The organism is Rhodoglobus sp. (assembly GCF_053580035.1).
Map to the genome: position 1 here is coordinate 62,832 of NZ_JBMDVL010000001.1, position 16,507 is coordinate 79,338.

Below are 16,507 nucleotides of genomic sequence, written 5' to 3' on the forward strand. Positions count from 1 at the left end.
GGTGACGTGGCACTCGCGCTGCCGTCGGCGTAGGAACACTACTCCTGTGGAACGCGCATCCGCAGCCCTGCCGGCTTGATGCGCGTCTTGAAAGCAATCGCCTTCCCGAAGCTGTCGCCGTCGAGTTCAATTTCTTCGGCCTTGGTCAGACGCACCGTCATCTGTTTCGCCTTCACGTAGTTCAACGCGCGCACATCCTTAGTGGTGAGGGCTTCGCCACCCTTAATGCGCCGAAGAACACCGTTTTCCCAGAAAACTTTGCCCATGATTTGCACCCAGCCGACAACCCCTTTGGGGCGCATCACCGCGACATCAAAGAACCCGTCATCCGGCGCTGCATCAGGGAGGAGAAGAACATTCGCTGTGAGCGAGCCACAGTTTCCAATGATGATGGTGTGGGCCCGAGCGCGGCGAGGTCGACCACCGTCGAGCCGAAACTTGAGCTGAAGCTCGCTCTCATCGGTGAGAGCCCTCACAATGGCGCCAACATAGGCCAGCCACCCAATCTTCTTCTTCAGCTCCTCATCAGTGTTGACCAACATTTTTGCATCAAGCCCAAGACCCGCCATAACCACAAATGCATGCTTAGATAGCTTCTCGTTCTCGTCCCGAATATCAATCAGCCCGATATCAACGAGACGCTCCTCGCCAGTGAACGCTGCGCGCACCGACCCTTCAATGTCATCGAGAGGGAGCTTGAGGTTGCGGGCAAAGAGGTTCCCCGTGCCCGACGGCATCAACGCCAAAGCGGCATCGCTGTCATGCACGACTTCCGCGACGGCACGTACTGTTCCGTCGCCGCCAGCGACAATAATTACGTCGGCCCCGGCATCCAGTGCCTCGTGGGTTGCACCCTGCCCAGGGTCTTCCTTGCTCGTAGAAAAGTACTGGGTAGCATTCCAGCCTGACGCTTCTTCCTGCACAGCAACGGCCGACTTGATCGCGTCAAGGTCAACCTTGATGGGGTTGTAAATTACGGCGGCAGTCAGCGAACGCGACGCGTTCTTGCTCGGCGTTGCAGGCATTAGTCGACCTCACTCTTTCTGGGCATCATCCGTTGGTTATCGATGCGGATCCGAAGGGATTCGGATGGGCCGAGTCGACAGTGAAATGACTCTAGCCGGTGAAGTCCGCCGGTGTTCTGTGTGTTTCCGTTTTGGCGAAAGAAAGTTTTAGCATTGCGTCATGGAGAAGAAATACCCGGAAGATGCGGCCACGGACCGTGCCCAACGTGTCCGTCGCTTCTGGCCGCTACTGAGTGGATTAGTGGCCCTGGGTTTGGTCGTGGCTTTGGGCGCGCTGATCGTCGTTCGTGACCACGGGATGCCCCTCGCCGTTGATACTTTCTGGATGACCGTGCTCTCCGATAACCGCAATCCGCTGTGGCAATCGGTGTCATTAGTCATGAACTATCTGGGAGCAGGCGTAGTTGCCAGTTTCATCGTGCCCGGGGCAATCATCATCGCGTTGCTTCTCATCAAGCGCCCCTGGGCCGCTTTGTACTTCACTATTGCCACGGTCATCACCGGCGGATCGGTGCAGCTTCTCAAGCATTTCTTTGCCCGAACGCGACCCGACACGATTCTCGTCACCGTCGACTTCGGGTCATTCCCCTCCGGACACGTCGCAAATGCCGCAGTGATGGCCCTCGTGCTTTCCATCCTCTTTCTCCGAGTGTGGGTATGGGTCGCGGCGAGTCTTTACACGGTTGTCATGATGCTCAGCCGCACCTACCTAGGGGCGCACTGGCTCACCGACACTGTGGGCGCGTTGCTCCTAGGAGTGGGGATTGCGATTGTTGTCGCAGCGCCGCTTGCCGCCAAAATTGACGGCGAGCGACGCATCCGAGGTGGCAGTGGCTCTCGTGACGATCGCAAACTACAGTCGAGCGAAACGCGCCCGGACGAAGCAATATAGGCCGTAGCCGATCAGGCCGATCGCAATGACAACCAGAAGGGCAACTCCAAAGGGAAGGGCCACCAGACTTGTCAGCGCACCATCAAGTCCGGTGGACTTGCTTGGGTCATGAGTGATCGCAGCAACAATGACCAATATTCCGGCGATCGCGATAGCGATTCCTTTGGCAACGTAGCCCGAAATTCCTAGGCCGAGCACAGCCTTCCGCATCGGCTCGCGAGGCAAAGATATGTCCTCAACGAACTTCTGGGTGACTCCTTTGCGAACGAAGTAGGCACCAACGCCCACGACTGCAGCTCCGATAATAGCCAACGCGACGACGCCAGCCGGAGACGACATCAGCATGGCGCTGAGGCTGCTCGTGCTGTTCGATGAACTCGTTGAGCCACCGAGGGCGAACGGTACTGCGGTTGCTCCCAGCGCGATGTACGTGAGTCCCTTGGCGGCTTCAGCGACCCGGCGTGCCCACTGACGCTTGGAATCCCCACCGGTCATCAAGAACGCCGAAATGAGCAACCAGAGTCCGAGAGCGAACATGCCGATGACAATCGACCAGAGCAGAAAGACCCCACCCGGTGTCGATGCAAGTTGTTGGAAGGCTCCCGACTGATCAGCATCAGTGCTTCCGCCATCCGTAGCTATCCCGATTGCGAGTGCACCGATGAGAATATGCACGAGACCATTGACCGCGAAACCCAGTCGGGCCAAAACCTGAAGAGCAGTACTATTCTTTGCGCTGCGGGCTGCGCCCGACACGGAAACTTCGTTCATGACGGATAGTGTAGATGAGCGCTCCGGCGGGATACTATCTCCTATGCAAAATTCAGAGTGGTCTAACGCACCCAGTGACCTGCTTCGCGTCGATACCGGGTTTCGGCTCGCAGAAGTAGACCCACAAGCAACTCCCGGAATCAACGCCTCTAAGAAGTCCGGCACCGCACTGCTCCGGAAAAATCGACGTGAGCTCGGAAAACTGCAGGGCAAACTCTTCGCCGACAGCACTGTGGGTGGCAAACGATCATTACTGATCGTGCTGCAAGGAATGGACTCCTCTGGCAAAGGCGGCATCGTTAAACATGCGCTTTCGGCAATGAACTCGTCTGGCGTCGTTGTGCACGGCTTTAAGGCACCAACTGACGAGGAACTCAAGCACGACTTCCTCTGGCGAATTCGCAAACACCTTCCCGAACCAGGAATGGTCAGTGTCTTCGACAGATCACACTACGAGGATGTTCTTGCCGCTCGAGTGCAGAACCTTGCGGACCCAGACACCATCGAAGCCCGCTACGACAAGATCATCGCCTTCGAGCAGGAGGCCATCGATAACGGCACAGTGATTATCAAAGTGATGCTCCAGATCAGTGAAAAACAGCAGAAGAAGCGCCTAGTTGCCCGACTTCACCGCAAGTCGAAGCTCTGGAAATATAACCCCAGTGACGTCGATGACCGCGAACGATGGACCGGACTTCAGGATGCCTACCAAATCGCGTTGGAACGGACATCCACGGATGAAGCACCCTGGTATGTGATTCCCGCCAACCACAAGTGGTACGCCCGACTGGCCGTGCAAGAAATCGTGATGAGCAAACTGAGGGAGTTGGAAATGAAGTGGCCGCGCCCCGATTACGACCTGAAAAAGGAACGCGGAAGGGTCGCCGGAGCATGAATACAATCACGAAGGGCTCCCGGTTTAAGACTAAGCTTTTCGTCGACGAACGCGCCGTAACTGCCGCGACGAAAAAGCGACTGTATATCGTCGCGACGGCACTGATCTCTATCGGGCTTATCAGTCTCCTGACTCTGTGGTGGTCGGTGCTTCAACCGGATGCGCTCACCGGCATGGACACTGGAGTACAGGAGTGGTTGGAAGACCGGCAGTCAGCGACAGCGACGGTGCTGATGATCGTCTTCACGGAGATGTTTGGGCCCATTGCCCTACCCATCATTGTGCTCGCAGTGACCGTCACATGGGGTGTGAAAGCCGAGCGCTGGTGGAGACCGTTCCTCTTGGCCGCTGGCACCCTCACCGGCGTCGTAATCGTGCAGATCATCACCCGTGTTGTCGGTCGAAGCCGGCCACCTGAAGACCTCATGCTGTACGGCCCAGACATGACATTCTCGTTTCCGTCTGGCCACGTGCTCGGTGTCGCAGACTTCTTTCTCATCCTGACCTTCCTAATATTTTCCCGGCGCAGCAACCCCAAGCTTGCGGCAGTCTCGTATGTTGTGGCGGTGATACTGGTGATTGCCACCGCCCTCAGTCGCCTCTATTTGGGCTACCACTGGAGCAGCGATGTTCTTGCGTCAATGGCACTGTCGCTCGTGATTCTCGGCACAGTGATTGCTGTCGATACCTATCGAACGGCGCGAGTCGATTCAGGTGCGCAGCCGGTCGTCTCGAGGTAGCTACGTTTCCGGTCGCGACTTGGCTCCCGCCTGTGGACATTCGCAGCGGCATCCCAGCAGCCAGATCCACAATTGGTGGATGACGCCAGCCGCCGGTTTTCCCCGATCACGTCCCCGCCCCAAGCCCATCAAGCCTCACGCAGGTCAAGAGTCGGTGTGGGACTATCCGCGGCCTCCACGAGTGGAACGACGACACGAACGCATTGTTGTGCGGTTGGGCGACCAAGTGATCGTCGACACTACGGATTCGGTGCGGGTGCTTGAGACGAGTCATCCACCCGTCTACTACGTGCCAATCGCTGCGTTTCCCGACGGCGTTCTGGTACCAGTAGCGGGCACAAGCTTCTGCGAGTTCAAAGGTGAAGCCCATTACTTCGATATTGTTTCCGGGGGAGTGGTTGCCGATCGAGCGGGATGGACCTACCCGGATCCGACCCGAGGATTCGAGGACTTGGCGACACGAGTAGCGCTCTACCCGAGCCAAATGGACTCCTGCGAAATCGACGGCGAACGAGTGAGCACTCAAGCCGGCGACTTCTACGGCGGGTGGATCACCTCTCGTATTGTCGGACCGTTTAAAGGTGGCCCGGGTACGTCAGGCTGGTAACAGCCGGCTGGTAAGGCCCGGCCATCGACGTGCGTAGAGGCTAGCTGCGACCCTGATTGCGGCGGCGGATCGCGCGCGGCGCACGACCGCTAAGGAATGACGCGCTCGAGTCGATAAGAAAGCCTTGGCTGAGAGCCTCGCGGCCAATCAGCATCCGAAAGCCCATATCGCTGCGGTCAGTCAGTGTCGTTTCGGCGGTGACTGTATGTCCAAAGAGCTCAACGTGAAGCAACACCACGATGCGGTCTTCACTGTGACCGGATGAGCTGCGCACGGAACGGCGATCGTGGACTTCACGCTCCACGACAACAGCATCATCATCAGATTTTTGCCACGGCATTACGCGGAACCGCACCCAGTTGGCGCCGTCCTTGCCAACGTATTCTTCGATGTCAGACGCATGAATGGCAGAGCTATGCGCCCCAGTGTCGAGTTTGGCTTTAATCCACGAAACGCCGATTTCTGGGAGGGCAACCCACTCGCGCCAACCGGCGACCGTGCTTGAATGGGTAGGTTCTATCACCCCCTTATCTTGGCAGGTCATCTGATGAAACTCGCTATTCTCTCGCGTGCGCCGCACGCTTATTCCACTCAGCGCCTTCGTGCGGCCGCCGAGCAACGCGGGCATCAGATCAAAGTGCTCAACACCCTTCGGTTCGCAATCGATCTCACGGGGGACGAACCCGACCTGCAATATCGCGGCAAATTGCTGTCGGACTATGACGCCATCCTGCCCCGCATCGGCAACTCCATCACCTACTTCGGCACGGCTGTTGTTCGCCAGTTTGAACAAATGGATGTCTACACGCCGAACACTTCGAGCGGCATCACGAACTCGCGCGACAAGCTGCGTGCCACCCAGATTCTTTCGCGTCACGACATCGCGATGCCAGCGACGACCTTTGTGCACAACCGTGCAGATGTCGAGATGGCTATCGAACGCGTCGGCGGCGCGCCCGTTGTCATCAAGCTGCTCGAGGGCACGCAGGGCATCGGTGTGATTCTGGCTCCCGACACGCAGGTCGCCAAGGCGATTATCGAGACATTGCACTCAACGAAACAGAACGTGCTGATTCAGAGCTTCATCTCTGAGAGTAAGGGCCGCGACATCCGTGCCCTCGTTGTTGGTGACCGTGTTGTTGCTGCGATGCGCCGGGTGGCTGTTGGCGACGAGTTCCGGTCGAATGTGCATCGCGGTGGCAACGTTGAAGCTGTCGAGCTCACGCCTGAGTACCACCGTGCCGCAGTCAAGGCCGCCCAGATCATGGGATTGCGGGTTGCCGGCGTCGACATGCTCGAAGGTAAAGATGGCCCCCTGGTGATGGAGGTCAATTCGTCGCCAGGGCTTGAGGGCATTGAGCGTGCGACCGGGTTGGATGTCGCGGGCGCGATCATTGACTACATCGCCAACCAGGTTGCGTTCCCTGAGATCGATGTTCGCCAACGTCTCAGCGTTTCTACAGGCTATGGGGTTGCTGAAATCGTCGTCGGCAGCGACGCGGATTTTGTCGGCAAGCAGCTCGGCGAATCTGGTCTCGGTGAGAAAGACATCACCGTGCTGACCCTGCACCGTGGCTCCAACGTTGTGCCGAACCCCCGCCGCAGCACTGTGCTCGAGGCGAACGACCGCCTGCTCTGCTTTGGCAAGCTCGAAGAGATGCGCGCCATGATCCCAGCACGTCGTCGCCGTCGCGCGAAGGTGCGCAAGCTTCCGCCGCAGCCGATCACCGAGGACTAGACCCCGCTAACACCGAGCAGCGGCGCTGACACTGCAGTGTGCAGTGCCAGCGCCGTCATCCGTTCGCTGGAGCGCCCTAGCCCTTGATGGCTTCGGCCCAGCTCACCCGGCTGCCGACCTTCAGTAACGAGTTGTTGTAGATGCGAGCGCCGAGGAGCACAGCGAGGCCCGTGGTGATGAGCAGCAGAACGAGGGAGATCAGTGGCTCCCACCATTCGGCTGTTCCGAGGAACATTCGCATGGGCATTCCGACAGGTGCCGAGAATGGAATATACGACATGATCGCCAGGATCTTTGGGTCATCGTTGAAGAAGATGATCGCAAAGTAGGGGAGCATGATCAGCATCGTGACCGGTGTCATGGCCGAACCAAGATCCTCTTGACGGGACACCATCGCGCCCACCGCAGCAAACAGCGCGGCGAGGAGTACGAAACCGATGATGAAGAATCCCACGAACCACAGCAGCGGTGCGCCGAGGAGCGACAAGAGTTCACCCTGACCGGTCACCGACAGGCCGACGATCGCGAGCACCGCAATCGCAATAATTTGGGCGAATGCCAACAGCGAGTTGCCGATCACTTTGCCGGCCATCAACGCCGAGACGGGCACGGCCGACATCAAGATTTCAACGATTCGAGTTTGCTTCTCCTCAACAACGCTCTGCGCAATCATCGGGCCAAAGGTCATGCCGGAGATGAAGAAGATGATTCCGAAACCTAGAGCTGCAATGTAGCTGAGCGGGCTCGTTTCACCGTCGGGGTCAAGAAGAACAACCTCGGGGGAGACACTCAACATCTGAACCAGCAGAGATGGCGCTTCTGTGTTGGCGATGATGGTTGCAGGAGCGCCCGAGCCTTCCTTGGAGGGCAGTACCGCTGCATCCACAGTTCCATCGCTCACGAGAGCTTCTGCCTCCGCACGATCGTCGACAGTGGTGACCTCAACACCTGAAAGCCCAGACAACTCTGACGACAGCGAACCGATCGTGGCAACGCTCGTCGTCCCCGCGGTCTGCGAGAAGATTCCTCCCGCAATCACACCGCCAAGAACGAGGAGCAGCAGGATGCCGGTAGTGATGAGAAAACTCTTCGAACGAAGGCGGGTAGTGATTTCACGCTCGGCGACGAGAACAACCGATTGAAGGTAGCGAGGGGACTGGCGTGCTGCGGTAGCGGAGTTCATTAGATAACCTCTCGGAAGATTTGGGCGAGGGATGCGCGCTGAGGGGCGAACGAGGTGACGTCGCCATCGGCGAGGGCGTGACGGAGAACTCGCTGGGCGATGGTGGTCTCTTCGGCATCGAACGTGGCGTAGCCGCTATCGAATTCAACGACCGTGACTCCGGGTTCGTTTCGCAACCATCCCAGATCGCCGGTCGTCACAATCTCGTAGCGTGGCGCCGAGTGCTGGGCACGGAGAGTGTCTCGCTCACCAGATGCGCGAATAGTGCCATCGGCAATAATCACGAGGTCGTCGCACAGCCGCTCAACGATCTCGAGCTGATGGGAGGAGAACAGTACTGATGCTCCGGATGCCGCACGCTGCTTGAGCGCCTCCACCACAGTATCGACGGCGAGAGGATCAAGCCCCGAGAAGGGTTCGTCGAGCACGAGTACCTCGGGATCATGCACGAGTGATGCGGCGATCTGGGCGCGCTGCTGGTTTCCGAGCGACAGGCTCTCGAGGGTGGAATCGCGACGCTCGCCGAGGCCAAGCTCTTCGAGCAGGCTGTCAGCATTTCGGCCCGCTAGGGTCGACGAGAGTCCATGCAGTCGAGCGAGGTAGACGAGTTGCTCCCGAACTTTCATCTTCGGGTAGAGTCCCCGCTCCTCAGGCATGTACCCAAATCGACGCCGTTGTTCTGCACCCAGTGGTTTGCCGTCGAGGTGGATCTCACCGGCATCCGAATCAAGAACACCCAGCAGGATGCGCATTGTCGTTGTCTTGCCGGCACCGTTGCCGCCGACGAAGCCCGTCATGCGCCCGTCGCGCACAGAAAAGGTCACGCCGTCGAGCGCTGGGCGCGCCCCAAAGCTTTTGGTGATGTTGTCGAGCTGGAGCACGAATACCGCCTTTGTTCGCAAAGAATCTCTCTGGGAACAACGGTATGGGCTGACGCGATCGACGGGATCAGCCTGCGGGTGGGTTCTTGCCTCCATCGCGTGGGGGAGACGGCCATGAGTTGCGAGCGGGCAGCGTTACGTCGAGTTCGGTCGCTCGGGCGCTGTGTTCGGCACAACGACGCCGTTTTCATAGGAGTACACGATGGCCTGGATACGGTCGCGAAGGTGGAGCTTCTGAAGAACCTTCGAAACGTGGGTCTTTACGGTCGCCTCGCCAAGAAAGAGTGCCGTCGCGATCTCAGAGTTGGAGAGGCCCTCCGCCACGAGCACGAGCACTTCATGTTCGCGCGCGGTTAGCTCGGCAGGAACAGTTGGCTCCGTCTGGCGGGGGAGCCGCTGATCGGTGAGACTCAGTCGTTCCAGCACGCGCCGGGTCACGGCGGGAGCCAGCAGCGCGTCGCCGCTCGCCAGCGTGCGCACGGCATCCGCAAGATCATCGGGAGACGAGTTCTTGAGCAAGAACCCGCTCGCTCCGGCGTCTAAAGCGTCGAAGAGCTGTGACTCGTTATCGAAGGTGGTGAGGATGAGAACCGCGACAGTGCTGTTGGGCTTCGCTACGATCATCCGGGTCGCATCGATGCCGTCGACTTCAGGCATTTGGATGTCCATGCAGATCACATCTGGTTTTAGTGTTTCGGCGAGTTCGACGGCTTCACGTCCATTGCGGGCTTCGCCAACAACCTCGAAGTCGGGTTGGGCGCCAAGAATGATGCGGAAACCTGTGCGCACCAGTTCATGGTCATCGGCAAGCAGGATGCGGATCGGTTGAGCGGTCATGCGTGAGCCTCCGCTGCTGGTGCGCCCGCACCGACGTCAGCCTGCACCGGCAATTCAGCGCGCACAAGGAAGCCACCACGAGATCGGGGACGCAATTCGAGTGAGCCGCCCACAGCGTTCACGCGTTCGGCCATGCCAATCAATCCGAGACCCGTGGACGGTCGGCGGCTTGGTGTGCGCCCAGAGTTGCCGACCTCAATCTCGACGGCGGTATCGCTCCAGCGCAGTCGAACATCGGCGTCTCCATTGGGGCCAGCATGTTTGCGGGCGTTGGTGAGTGCTTCTTGAGCTACTCGGTAGAGTGTGACGGATGTTGACGGGCTCAGGGGTTGAGCGTCGCCAAATTCTTCGAACCGTGTTGGCAGACCGGCACTGCGTGTGGCTTCGATCAGCTCGACGATGCTGTGCACTCCGAGCGTTGAGGCAGCGGCGGTGTCAGTTTCGCGACTGTCAGCCTCCCGCAGTGTTCCCAATAGTCGATGCATCTCATCTATTGCTTGGCGAGACCCGGTCTCAACAGCACGCAACGATTCGGATGCGGCAGCAGGATCTTGAGTGAGCACGGTGCGCGCGGCGGCGGCCTGCACCCCCATGATCGAGACGTGGTGGGCAACAACGTCATGCAGCTCACGCGCAATACGCAGGCGCTCAATGGTTACGGCTTGGGCGGCAATCAGTTCGCGCTCTCTCACCAGCTCGACAGAACGTTGATGCAGCGCATGCCGTTCCAGTCGGGAGCGGTAGGCGCGTTCGCCGAAGTAGTAGGCGGCGCCGAAGTAGAGCACGTTGGTCAGAAATTGGATCACGAGGTACGCCAGCAACGGAGAGAATGCCCCGGCACGCGAGAATCCGCTCAGTGCATCGGGGTCGGTCGTGGTCTGAAAAATGGAAATCGATAGCCAAATGAACATGGCCGCAATGATGGCGATGCGGGTGATGGTGGCGACGCGACGTCGGTCTTCCCAAACGCCAACAGAGTAGAGCGCGATAAAGAGCGAAATATTGCAGAAGGTAACTTCGGGCACCTGAAGGGTCGCCCCCACCATGAAGACGGCGGCAACAACGATGACGACGGGCAACGCATGGTGGCGCCGAAACAGCAGGGGCAGCGTGATCGCTGCAGCCCACACCAGCGTGACCACCGAATCGGCAGGTTCGGAGAAGATGCCGGCGATGCGGGTGAGAACCGTGCTGAGCAGGGTGCCAGCGAGCATCCCTACCGCGAGCACAACATCCCACCGGCTCACCCCGGGCGTTGCGCGGTGGCGCACATCACTGCGGGTATCAACCATGCACTTAGGTTACTCGGCGCGGGGAGGTTGCTCGCGTTGCTGTGATTTTTCGGCGTGCGCTGGGGTGAAGCCGCCAACTAGGCGGCGACCGCCGTATCACCGTGAACTCGAGTGTGCTCGCCAACACCCTCGATGTGCGCGAAGTGACCTGCACGTGCCGTCACTTGTTGCGTGGCGTGGGGGAGCGCTTCAGCAAACCAGGCATCGTCACTAGCGCTCACGAACACATCTCGTTCACCCCGAACTAGAGTGATGGGGCACCGGATGCTCAACCACTGTCGCTCGTCATAGCGGGACGCTGCCTCGGCGGCACGTACGAACGCCGTGGGCCGGATCTCTGAGGCCAGCGAGTCAATAACGGAGACATCGAGCGTCTGCCACTTCGCAAACAGCGGAGCGCTCAACGGCCCGAGAAGATTCATACGATGAAGACCGCGAATGAGGCTGTTGCCCGCTAGTCCCAGTGCCGAAAGGAAGCTCATGGCGCCGAGCATGCCCGCCAAAAACGGTAATCTCCGAAAATCTCGAATCGGATGCCGGAGCACGGCAAGCGCGCCGGGTCCGGTCGCTGAAATGGCGGTTACGCTGTGCGTGCGGTTGGGGTAACTCGCTGCAAGGGTAAGGGCGAGGTGTCCACCAAGCGAGTGGCCGATGGCGTCCCACGTGGCGAAGCCGAGCGTTTGCGCGACTTGCGCTAGTGCGTCGGCCATGTCGTCGACTGTTGCACCGGCAGGTAGTGTTCCGCTTTCGCCCCAGCCGGGGAGGTCAATTGCCACAACGTTCTGCAGTGGCTCGCCGGTTTCATGCGCGGCACGGATGAGTGGCAGCCAGGTTGTCCACGAGCCTGCTGCACCGTGAATGAGCAACGTCGCAGTCTTGGGGTGCGCAATCATGCTGGGGCTGGCGTGCACGACAACGTCGCCCAAATCGGTGGGAACGACAACGCGAGAGAAGTTTTCGGTGGCGGGGTCACAGGAATCGCTTGTGTTAAAGCGCGTGCTCAAGGATTGTCTCGTATTCACACTGGTTGTTCGTAGCCGCCGCAATTCGAGATTGCTCGGCAGTGCGAGCGCTGGGTCTTAGTGCAGAGCAGCGCGAGCGAGTTGCGCTACTGAACTATTTCGATCTGGGTGACTTTCGTAGCGTTGTCTATCGATCCCAGATCGAGAACGTTGGTAAAGCCTGCGTTGGTCATCATCGCTACGGCTTGTCCTGAGCGGTTGCCTGATTTGCAGTAGACCGCATAGTCGGCGTCGGGATCGAGGCTGGGGAGCGTGTCGGCGAACTGGCCACCGCTTAGGTCGAGAAGATTTGCCCCGTCAAGGTGACCTCCCGCGAATTCTCCCGGCGTGCGCACGTCAATGATGATGGTGTCGGAACTGAGTTCGATCGTTTCGACGGGTGCCGAACATGCAGCCAGCGAGGCCAACACGATGAGCGAGCCGGCGAAGGCTGCGAGAGGGCGGATCATTTTTCTCCTAGTGAACAATTAGTTGTGGGATTGCGTATTCGCGAGAGGCTGTTGCGAACCGGCTAGCAGTGACAGCGGTCGCGCTCGGCGACATCGGCGAGGGCATCCTCGATGTGTTCTCCGCAACCAGCCCACGTGGGTTTACTGCAGTTCTGGCAGGTAACTTGTGCGCACATGTGAACTCCTAACGGCCGAAGAGGCGGGCGAAGAAGCTGCCCTTGTTGGCTTTGGCGGCGTCAATTTCCGATACCGAGTGTTTGCCATTGCACCAGTTGGATGCTGGAACGCTGCGCTTGACGGTCTGGATGTGTTCTCCGCATCCGGCCCACGTTGTTTTGCCGCATACCCGGCACGTGACTGCTCTGCACATAACTCTGCTTTCGTTCAACTGACTATACGAATTTATACCCTAGGGGGTATGCTGAGAACTATACCCCATGGGGTATTGCAACTGTCAAATCATGTCCGAGAAATGAGAAAATGATGGCCTCTGAGGTCTCCGCATCCTTGCCCGTCACTGACGCCGAAGCTCAAAAGAAGATCCTGAACCGGTTGCGGCGCGCGCAGGGTCAGCTGGGCGCACTCATCACGACAGTGGAAACCGGCGCAGGCTGTGCGGACGTGATCTATCAGCTTTCCGCGGTCTCCAAAGCGCTCGACCGAGCTGGTTTCCTCGTTATTTCCGGAGCGATGAAAGAGTGCTTGGCAAACCCGGGTGCCGAGGGATCACCCCAGCCTGACGAGATCGAGAAACTATTTCTTTCGCTCGCCTAATCGCTGATTAACCCGCGATAGCAATACACTGCCGGCAGGTCAGGCACTCAATGCACGCGCTGATTTAGGAAGTAGCCGCAGATAGCAGCAGCCGGGCGAGCTCCAACATCCGCTCACTGAGAGCCGTACTCAAGATTGCCAACACCAAAACGTTCAGCACGACGCTGCCCCAGAATGCTTGGCGGTAGCTCGGTTTTTGGTTCTTGTGGCGCAGGCGCTGCTGAGCGACGAGTGCCCCGGGCCAGCCGCCGAATAGTCCCAAACCGAGGAGGGTACTCTCGCTCACTCGCCACTGCTTTGTTTGAGCCGCACTCTTATCGGTCGCATAGACGATATAGGTGATGATGCTCATCAGTAAGTAGAGAGCCGCAAATAACCACGGGAGAGCGCCAATCGCTGTCACGATGCCGATTGCTAGCGCGAAAGTCACCAGCACAACCCAGCTCATCGTGCCGGCTTTGCGTTTGCGTGTGCGGATCGGGCGTCCAGACGCCGAAAGATAGCGGATGTTGCTTGCCCGAATTTTGTCGTCGGTTGTGCGTTCCACCGTGCAACTGAGTCGCTCACCGAGCATGGGCCGAGAATCGCGCGGTGGGAACGCGGAGATGTGGGCAAAAATCCGCTCACCGTCGTCGAGGGTCACAAATCCGAAGCCGCGTTCGTCGTTCCACGAGGCTAAAACGCCGTCACTTCGTGTGTTTCGCGAACCCATATTCTGAGGGTATCCCGCGCGTGGGGGTAGTGCGGTCACGGCGTGCCCGCCGATTCTGTCTATTCAGTCGCGCGGGGAAAAATACTCATACACTGGTCCCACAAGCTCCTCGACGAGCGCGACTTCATTGCACGGTTTACCCAGCACAATTCATCGCGATCAGAGACAGGAAATCTCGTGACTGTTGCCCATACTTCCCCGCGTGCACCATGGTGCCGTCCCCGAACATCCGAAGTGCAGTCTGAGACGTTTGACCAGCTGGATGCGTGGTGGCGGGCCGCCAATTACCTTGCTGTTGGCCAGATCTATTTGCTCGACAACCCTCTGCTGCGTGAACCCCTCCGCCGCGAGCACACTAAGCCGCGACTTCTTGGACACTGGGGCACAACGCCCGGCCTGAACTTTGTGTGGGCTCACCTCAATCGCATTATTCAGGAACGCGACACCGACACGATTTTTGTTGCTGGTCCTGGGCACGGTGGACCCGCGGTCGTCGCGAGCGCATACCTCGATGGCACGTACAGCGAAACGTATGGCGACATCGATAAGAGCGCTGATGGCATCCGCAAGCTATTTAGGCAGTTTTCTTTCCCCGGTGGCATTCCCAGCCACGCCGCTCCTGAAACGCCCGGCTCCATCCATGAGGGTGGCGAACTGGGGTATGCGCTTTCGCATGCGTACGGTGCGGCGTTCGACAACCCGAATCTGCTCGTCGCTGCTGTTGTCGGCGATGGCGAAGCCGAAACTGGTCCGCTAGCGACGAGCTGGCACTCGAACAAATTTATTGACCCTGAACGTGATGGCGTGGTTTTACCAATCTTGCACCTCAACGGTTACAAGATTGCGAACCCCACAGTGCTGTCGCGTATCCCCGAAGACGAACTCTGCGATCTGATGCGAGGTTACGGGCATACGCCGTACGTTGTCTCGGGTGGATTCGACGATGAAGATCCTCGCGCCGTGCACGAACGCATGGCGGCAACTCTTGATGACATCGTCGATCACATTGCGCAGATAAAAGCCGACGCGGCTGCCGGAACTCTCGACGGTCGCCCGGCGTGGCCGATGCTGATCTTGCGCACCCCCAAGGGGTGGACGGGACCGCAGGTAGTCGACGGGCACCCTGTCGAAAACAATTGGCGTTCGCACCAGGTCCCGCTTGCGAGTGTTCGGGACACAGACGAACACCTGAAACAACTTGAGGAGTGGATGGCCTCGTACCGTCCAGAAGAGTTGTTTGATGAGAGTGGTGCACCGCTCGCAATTGCAACGGCACTCGCGCCAGAGGGCGACCGTCGAATGAGCGCCAATCCTGTCACCAACGGTGGAGTGTTGCGCGCCCCACTTAGGCTGCCCGACTTTAGGGATTACGCCGTCGACGTTCCAAACCCCGGTGAAACGACAAGTTCCGCGACCGGCGCCCTCGGGGAGTGGCTACGCGATGTTGTTCGCGACAATCCAGACAACTTCAGAATTTTTGGTGCCGACGTCACAGCATCCAACCGACTAAGCGCTGTTTTCGAGACAACCGATAAACAGTGGGATGCCGGATTCCTCCCCATCGACGCCGACAATCACCTTGCCCGTGCAGGTCGTGTCGTGGAAATGCTCAGCGAGCACCAGTGCCAAGGCTGGTTGGAGGGCTACCTGCTCACCGGCAGACACGGCATGTTCAACTCCTATGAAGCGTTCATCCACATCGTCGATTCGATGTTCAATCAGCACGCGAAATGGCTCGAAGGAGCGAACGATATCCCGTGGCGCCGCCCGGTCTCTTCGCTCAACTACCTGCTGAGCTCGCACGTGTGGCGTCAAGACCACAACGGCGCATCGCACCAAGACCCCGGCTTTCTTGATCTCGTCATGAACAAGAAGCCCGATGTTGTGAGGGCCTATTTGCCGTGCGATGCCAACACCCTCATCGCCACCTACGATCACTGCCTTCGCTCCGTCGACAAGATCAACGTCGTCATCGCCGGAAAGCACCCCGAAAATAATTGGCTCGATATGCCAGCCGCAATCGAACATTGCACGCGGGGAATCGGACTATTCGATTGGGCAGGCACCGAAGTTGTCGGTCAAGAACCGGATGTCGTACTCGCGTGTGCTGGTGACGTACCTACCCTTGAGGTCTTGGCCGCCGCGCAAATCTTGCGTGAACGGATCCCTGAGTTGCGAGTGCGAGTCGTCAACATCATTGACCTGATGCGACTGCACAGCGAATCTGAGCATCCGCATGGTTTGAGCGATGCTGAGTACGACGCTATCTTCACGACAGACAAGCCCGTAATTTTCGCTCATCACGGCTACCCGTGGCTGATTCATCGCCTCACCTACAAGCGTGCCGGGCACGCGAATTTGCATGTGCGGGGCTACAAAGATGAGGGCACGACAACCACTCCGTTCGACATGGTGATGATGAATGACCTCGACCGTTACCACTTGGTCATCGACGTACTCGAGCGAGTTCCCGGCCTCACTGCGCGTCACGCCGCCTTCTGGCAAGAGATGCATGACACCCGACTCCACGCGCAGCAATACACCCGCGAGCACGGCGAAGACATGCCAGAAGTCGCAGACTGGAAATGGAAATCGGCCCGCTAAATTAGGCGGCAACCCGCCGCGCTAAATGGGGGTAAAAAATGATCTGGCGCGCAGTGTAATTTGTGCTTAGAATTGCCGAGACATC

The 16,507-nt window shown here is 58.8% G+C and carries 19 protein-coding genes; 7 read left to right on the forward strand and 12 right to left on the reverse strand.

Going from position 1 to position 16,507, the window contains the following annotated elements:
- Positions 1-38: 38 nt before the first annotated feature.
- Positions 39-1,025 carry a diacylglycerol/lipid kinase family protein gene (locus ACOH1Z_RS00300; RefSeq protein WP_449646514.1) on the reverse strand — a complete coding sequence of 329 codons (987 nt, stop codon included), beginning with the start codon at positions 1,023-1,025 and terminating at the stop codon, positions 39-41.
- A gap of 160 nt (positions 1,026-1,185) precedes the next feature.
- Between ACOH1Z_RS00300 and ACOH1Z_RS00305 the strand changes: the two genes are divergently transcribed.
- Positions 1,186-1,917, forward strand: coding sequence for a phosphatase PAP2 family protein (locus ACOH1Z_RS00305; protein ID WP_449646515.1), 732 nt, complete (start codon positions 1,186-1,188; stop codon positions 1,915-1,917).
- Here ACOH1Z_RS00305 and ACOH1Z_RS00310 read toward each other — a convergent pair.
- Complete coding sequence (locus tag ACOH1Z_RS00310) at positions 1,879-2,688, reverse strand: DUF1206 domain-containing protein (RefSeq protein ID WP_449646516.1); 810 nt, start codon at positions 2,686-2,688, stop codon at positions 1,879-1,881. The two genes, ACOH1Z_RS00305 and ACOH1Z_RS00310, sit on opposite strands and share 39 nt — an antisense overlap.
- 43 nt (positions 2,689-2,731) lie before the next feature.
- On the opposite strand from ACOH1Z_RS00310, the gene ACOH1Z_RS00315 reads away from it, so the two are divergent.
- The 3 genes from ACOH1Z_RS00315 (at position 2,732) to ACOH1Z_RS00325 (ending at position 4,930) form a co-directional block, all read left to right on the forward strand.
- Complete coding sequence (locus ACOH1Z_RS00315) at positions 2,732-3,583, forward strand: PPK2 family polyphosphate kinase (protein WP_449646517.1); 852 nt, start codon at positions 2,732-2,734, stop codon at positions 3,581-3,583.
- The gene (locus ACOH1Z_RS00320; protein WP_449646518.1) at positions 3,580-4,323 is read left to right on the forward strand and encodes a phosphatase PAP2 family protein; all 744 of its coding nucleotides are present in this window, start codon (positions 3,580-3,582) and stop codon (positions 4,321-4,323) included. The genes ACOH1Z_RS00315 and ACOH1Z_RS00320 overlap by 4 nt, the downstream gene beginning before the upstream one ends.
- Before the next feature lie 79 nt (positions 4,324-4,402).
- Positions 4,403-4,930 (forward strand): DUF427 domain-containing protein, encoded by a 528-nt coding sequence (locus ACOH1Z_RS00325; RefSeq protein ID WP_449646519.1) that lies wholly within the window; start codon positions 4,403-4,405, stop codon positions 4,928-4,930.
- A gap of 40 nt (positions 4,931-4,970) precedes the next feature.
- Here ACOH1Z_RS00325 and ACOH1Z_RS00330 read toward each other — a convergent pair whose 3' ends face one another.
- The gene (locus tag ACOH1Z_RS00330) at positions 4,971-5,474 is read right to left on the reverse strand and encodes an ATP-dependent zinc protease family protein (protein ID WP_449646520.1); all 504 of its coding nucleotides are present in this window, start codon (positions 5,472-5,474) and stop codon (positions 4,971-4,973) included.
- 3 nt (positions 5,475-5,477) lie between these two features.
- On the opposite strand from ACOH1Z_RS00330, the gene rimK reads away from it, so the two are divergent.
- A complete protein-coding gene (gene rimK / locus ACOH1Z_RS00335) occupies positions 5,478-6,668 on the forward strand; it encodes a 30S ribosomal protein S6--L-glutamate ligase (protein WP_449646521.1) in 1,191 nt (396 codons plus the stop codon).
- Between the two features lie 76 nt (positions 6,669-6,744).
- Here the strand turns inward: rimK and ACOH1Z_RS00340 are convergent, their stop codons facing one another.
- From ACOH1Z_RS00340 to ACOH1Z_RS00370, 8 genes are all read right to left on the reverse strand, one after another.
- Positions 6,745-7,851: an ABC transporter permease gene (locus tag ACOH1Z_RS00340; RefSeq protein ID WP_449646522.1), complete on the reverse strand. Its 1,107-nt coding sequence runs from the start codon at positions 7,849-7,851 to the stop codon at positions 6,745-6,747.
- Positions 7,851-8,732: an ABC transporter ATP-binding protein gene (locus ACOH1Z_RS00345; RefSeq protein WP_449646523.1), complete on the reverse strand. Its 882-nt coding sequence runs from the start codon at positions 8,730-8,732 to the stop codon at positions 7,851-7,853. The genes ACOH1Z_RS00340 and ACOH1Z_RS00345 overlap by 1 nt, the downstream gene beginning before the upstream one ends.
- A gap of 135 nt (positions 8,733-8,867) precedes the next feature.
- Entirely contained in the window at positions 8,868-9,569 is a 702-nt protein-coding gene (locus tag ACOH1Z_RS00350; protein WP_449646524.1) for a response regulator, read from the reverse strand.
- Positions 9,566-10,861 (reverse strand): sensor histidine kinase, encoded by a 1,296-nt coding sequence (locus tag ACOH1Z_RS00355; protein ID WP_449646525.1) that lies wholly within the window; start codon positions 10,859-10,861, stop codon positions 9,566-9,568. The genes ACOH1Z_RS00350 and ACOH1Z_RS00355 overlap by 4 nt, the downstream gene beginning before the upstream one ends.
- Before the next feature lie 77 nt (positions 10,862-10,938).
- Positions 10,939-11,865 (reverse strand): alpha/beta fold hydrolase, encoded by a 927-nt coding sequence (locus ACOH1Z_RS00360; protein ID WP_449646526.1) that lies wholly within the window; start codon positions 11,863-11,865, stop codon positions 10,939-10,941.
- Between the two features lie 104 nt (positions 11,866-11,969).
- Complete coding sequence (locus ACOH1Z_RS00365; RefSeq protein WP_449646527.1) at positions 11,970-12,332, reverse strand: rhodanese-like domain-containing protein; 363 nt, start codon at positions 12,330-12,332, stop codon at positions 11,970-11,972.
- Between the two features lie 62 nt (positions 12,333-12,394).
- Positions 12,395-12,508 (reverse strand): DUF8730 family Cys-rich protein, encoded by a 114-nt coding sequence (locus ACOH1Z_RS13480; protein WP_510177742.1) that lies wholly within the window; start codon positions 12,506-12,508, stop codon positions 12,395-12,397.
- 8 nt (positions 12,509-12,516) lie between these two features.
- On the reverse strand, positions 12,517-12,702 hold the full coding sequence (locus ACOH1Z_RS00370; RefSeq protein ID WP_449646528.1) for a DUF8730 family Cys-rich protein: 186 nt from the start codon (positions 12,700-12,702) through the stop codon (positions 12,517-12,519).
- Positions 12,703-12,815: 113 nt separating this feature from the next.
- Here ACOH1Z_RS00370 and ACOH1Z_RS00375 point away from each other — a divergent pair, with 113 nt between their 5' ends.
- Entirely contained in the window at positions 12,816-13,106 is a 291-nt protein-coding gene (locus tag ACOH1Z_RS00375; RefSeq protein ID WP_449648166.1) for a metal-sensitive transcriptional regulator, read from the forward strand.
- Between the two features lie 64 nt (positions 13,107-13,170).
- Here ACOH1Z_RS00375 and ACOH1Z_RS00380 read toward each other — a convergent pair whose 3' ends face one another.
- On the reverse strand, positions 13,171-13,818 hold the full coding sequence (locus ACOH1Z_RS00380; protein WP_449646529.1) for a DUF1294 domain-containing protein: 648 nt from the start codon (positions 13,816-13,818) through the stop codon (positions 13,171-13,173).
- Positions 13,819-14,052: 234 nt separating this feature from the next.
- Here ACOH1Z_RS00380 and ACOH1Z_RS00385 point away from each other — a divergent pair, with 234 nt between their 5' ends.
- A complete protein-coding gene (locus ACOH1Z_RS00385; RefSeq protein ID WP_449648167.1) occupies positions 14,053-16,422 on the forward strand; it encodes a phosphoketolase family protein in 2,370 nt (789 codons plus the stop codon).
- The last annotated feature ends 85 nt before the right edge of the window (positions 16,423-16,507 follow it).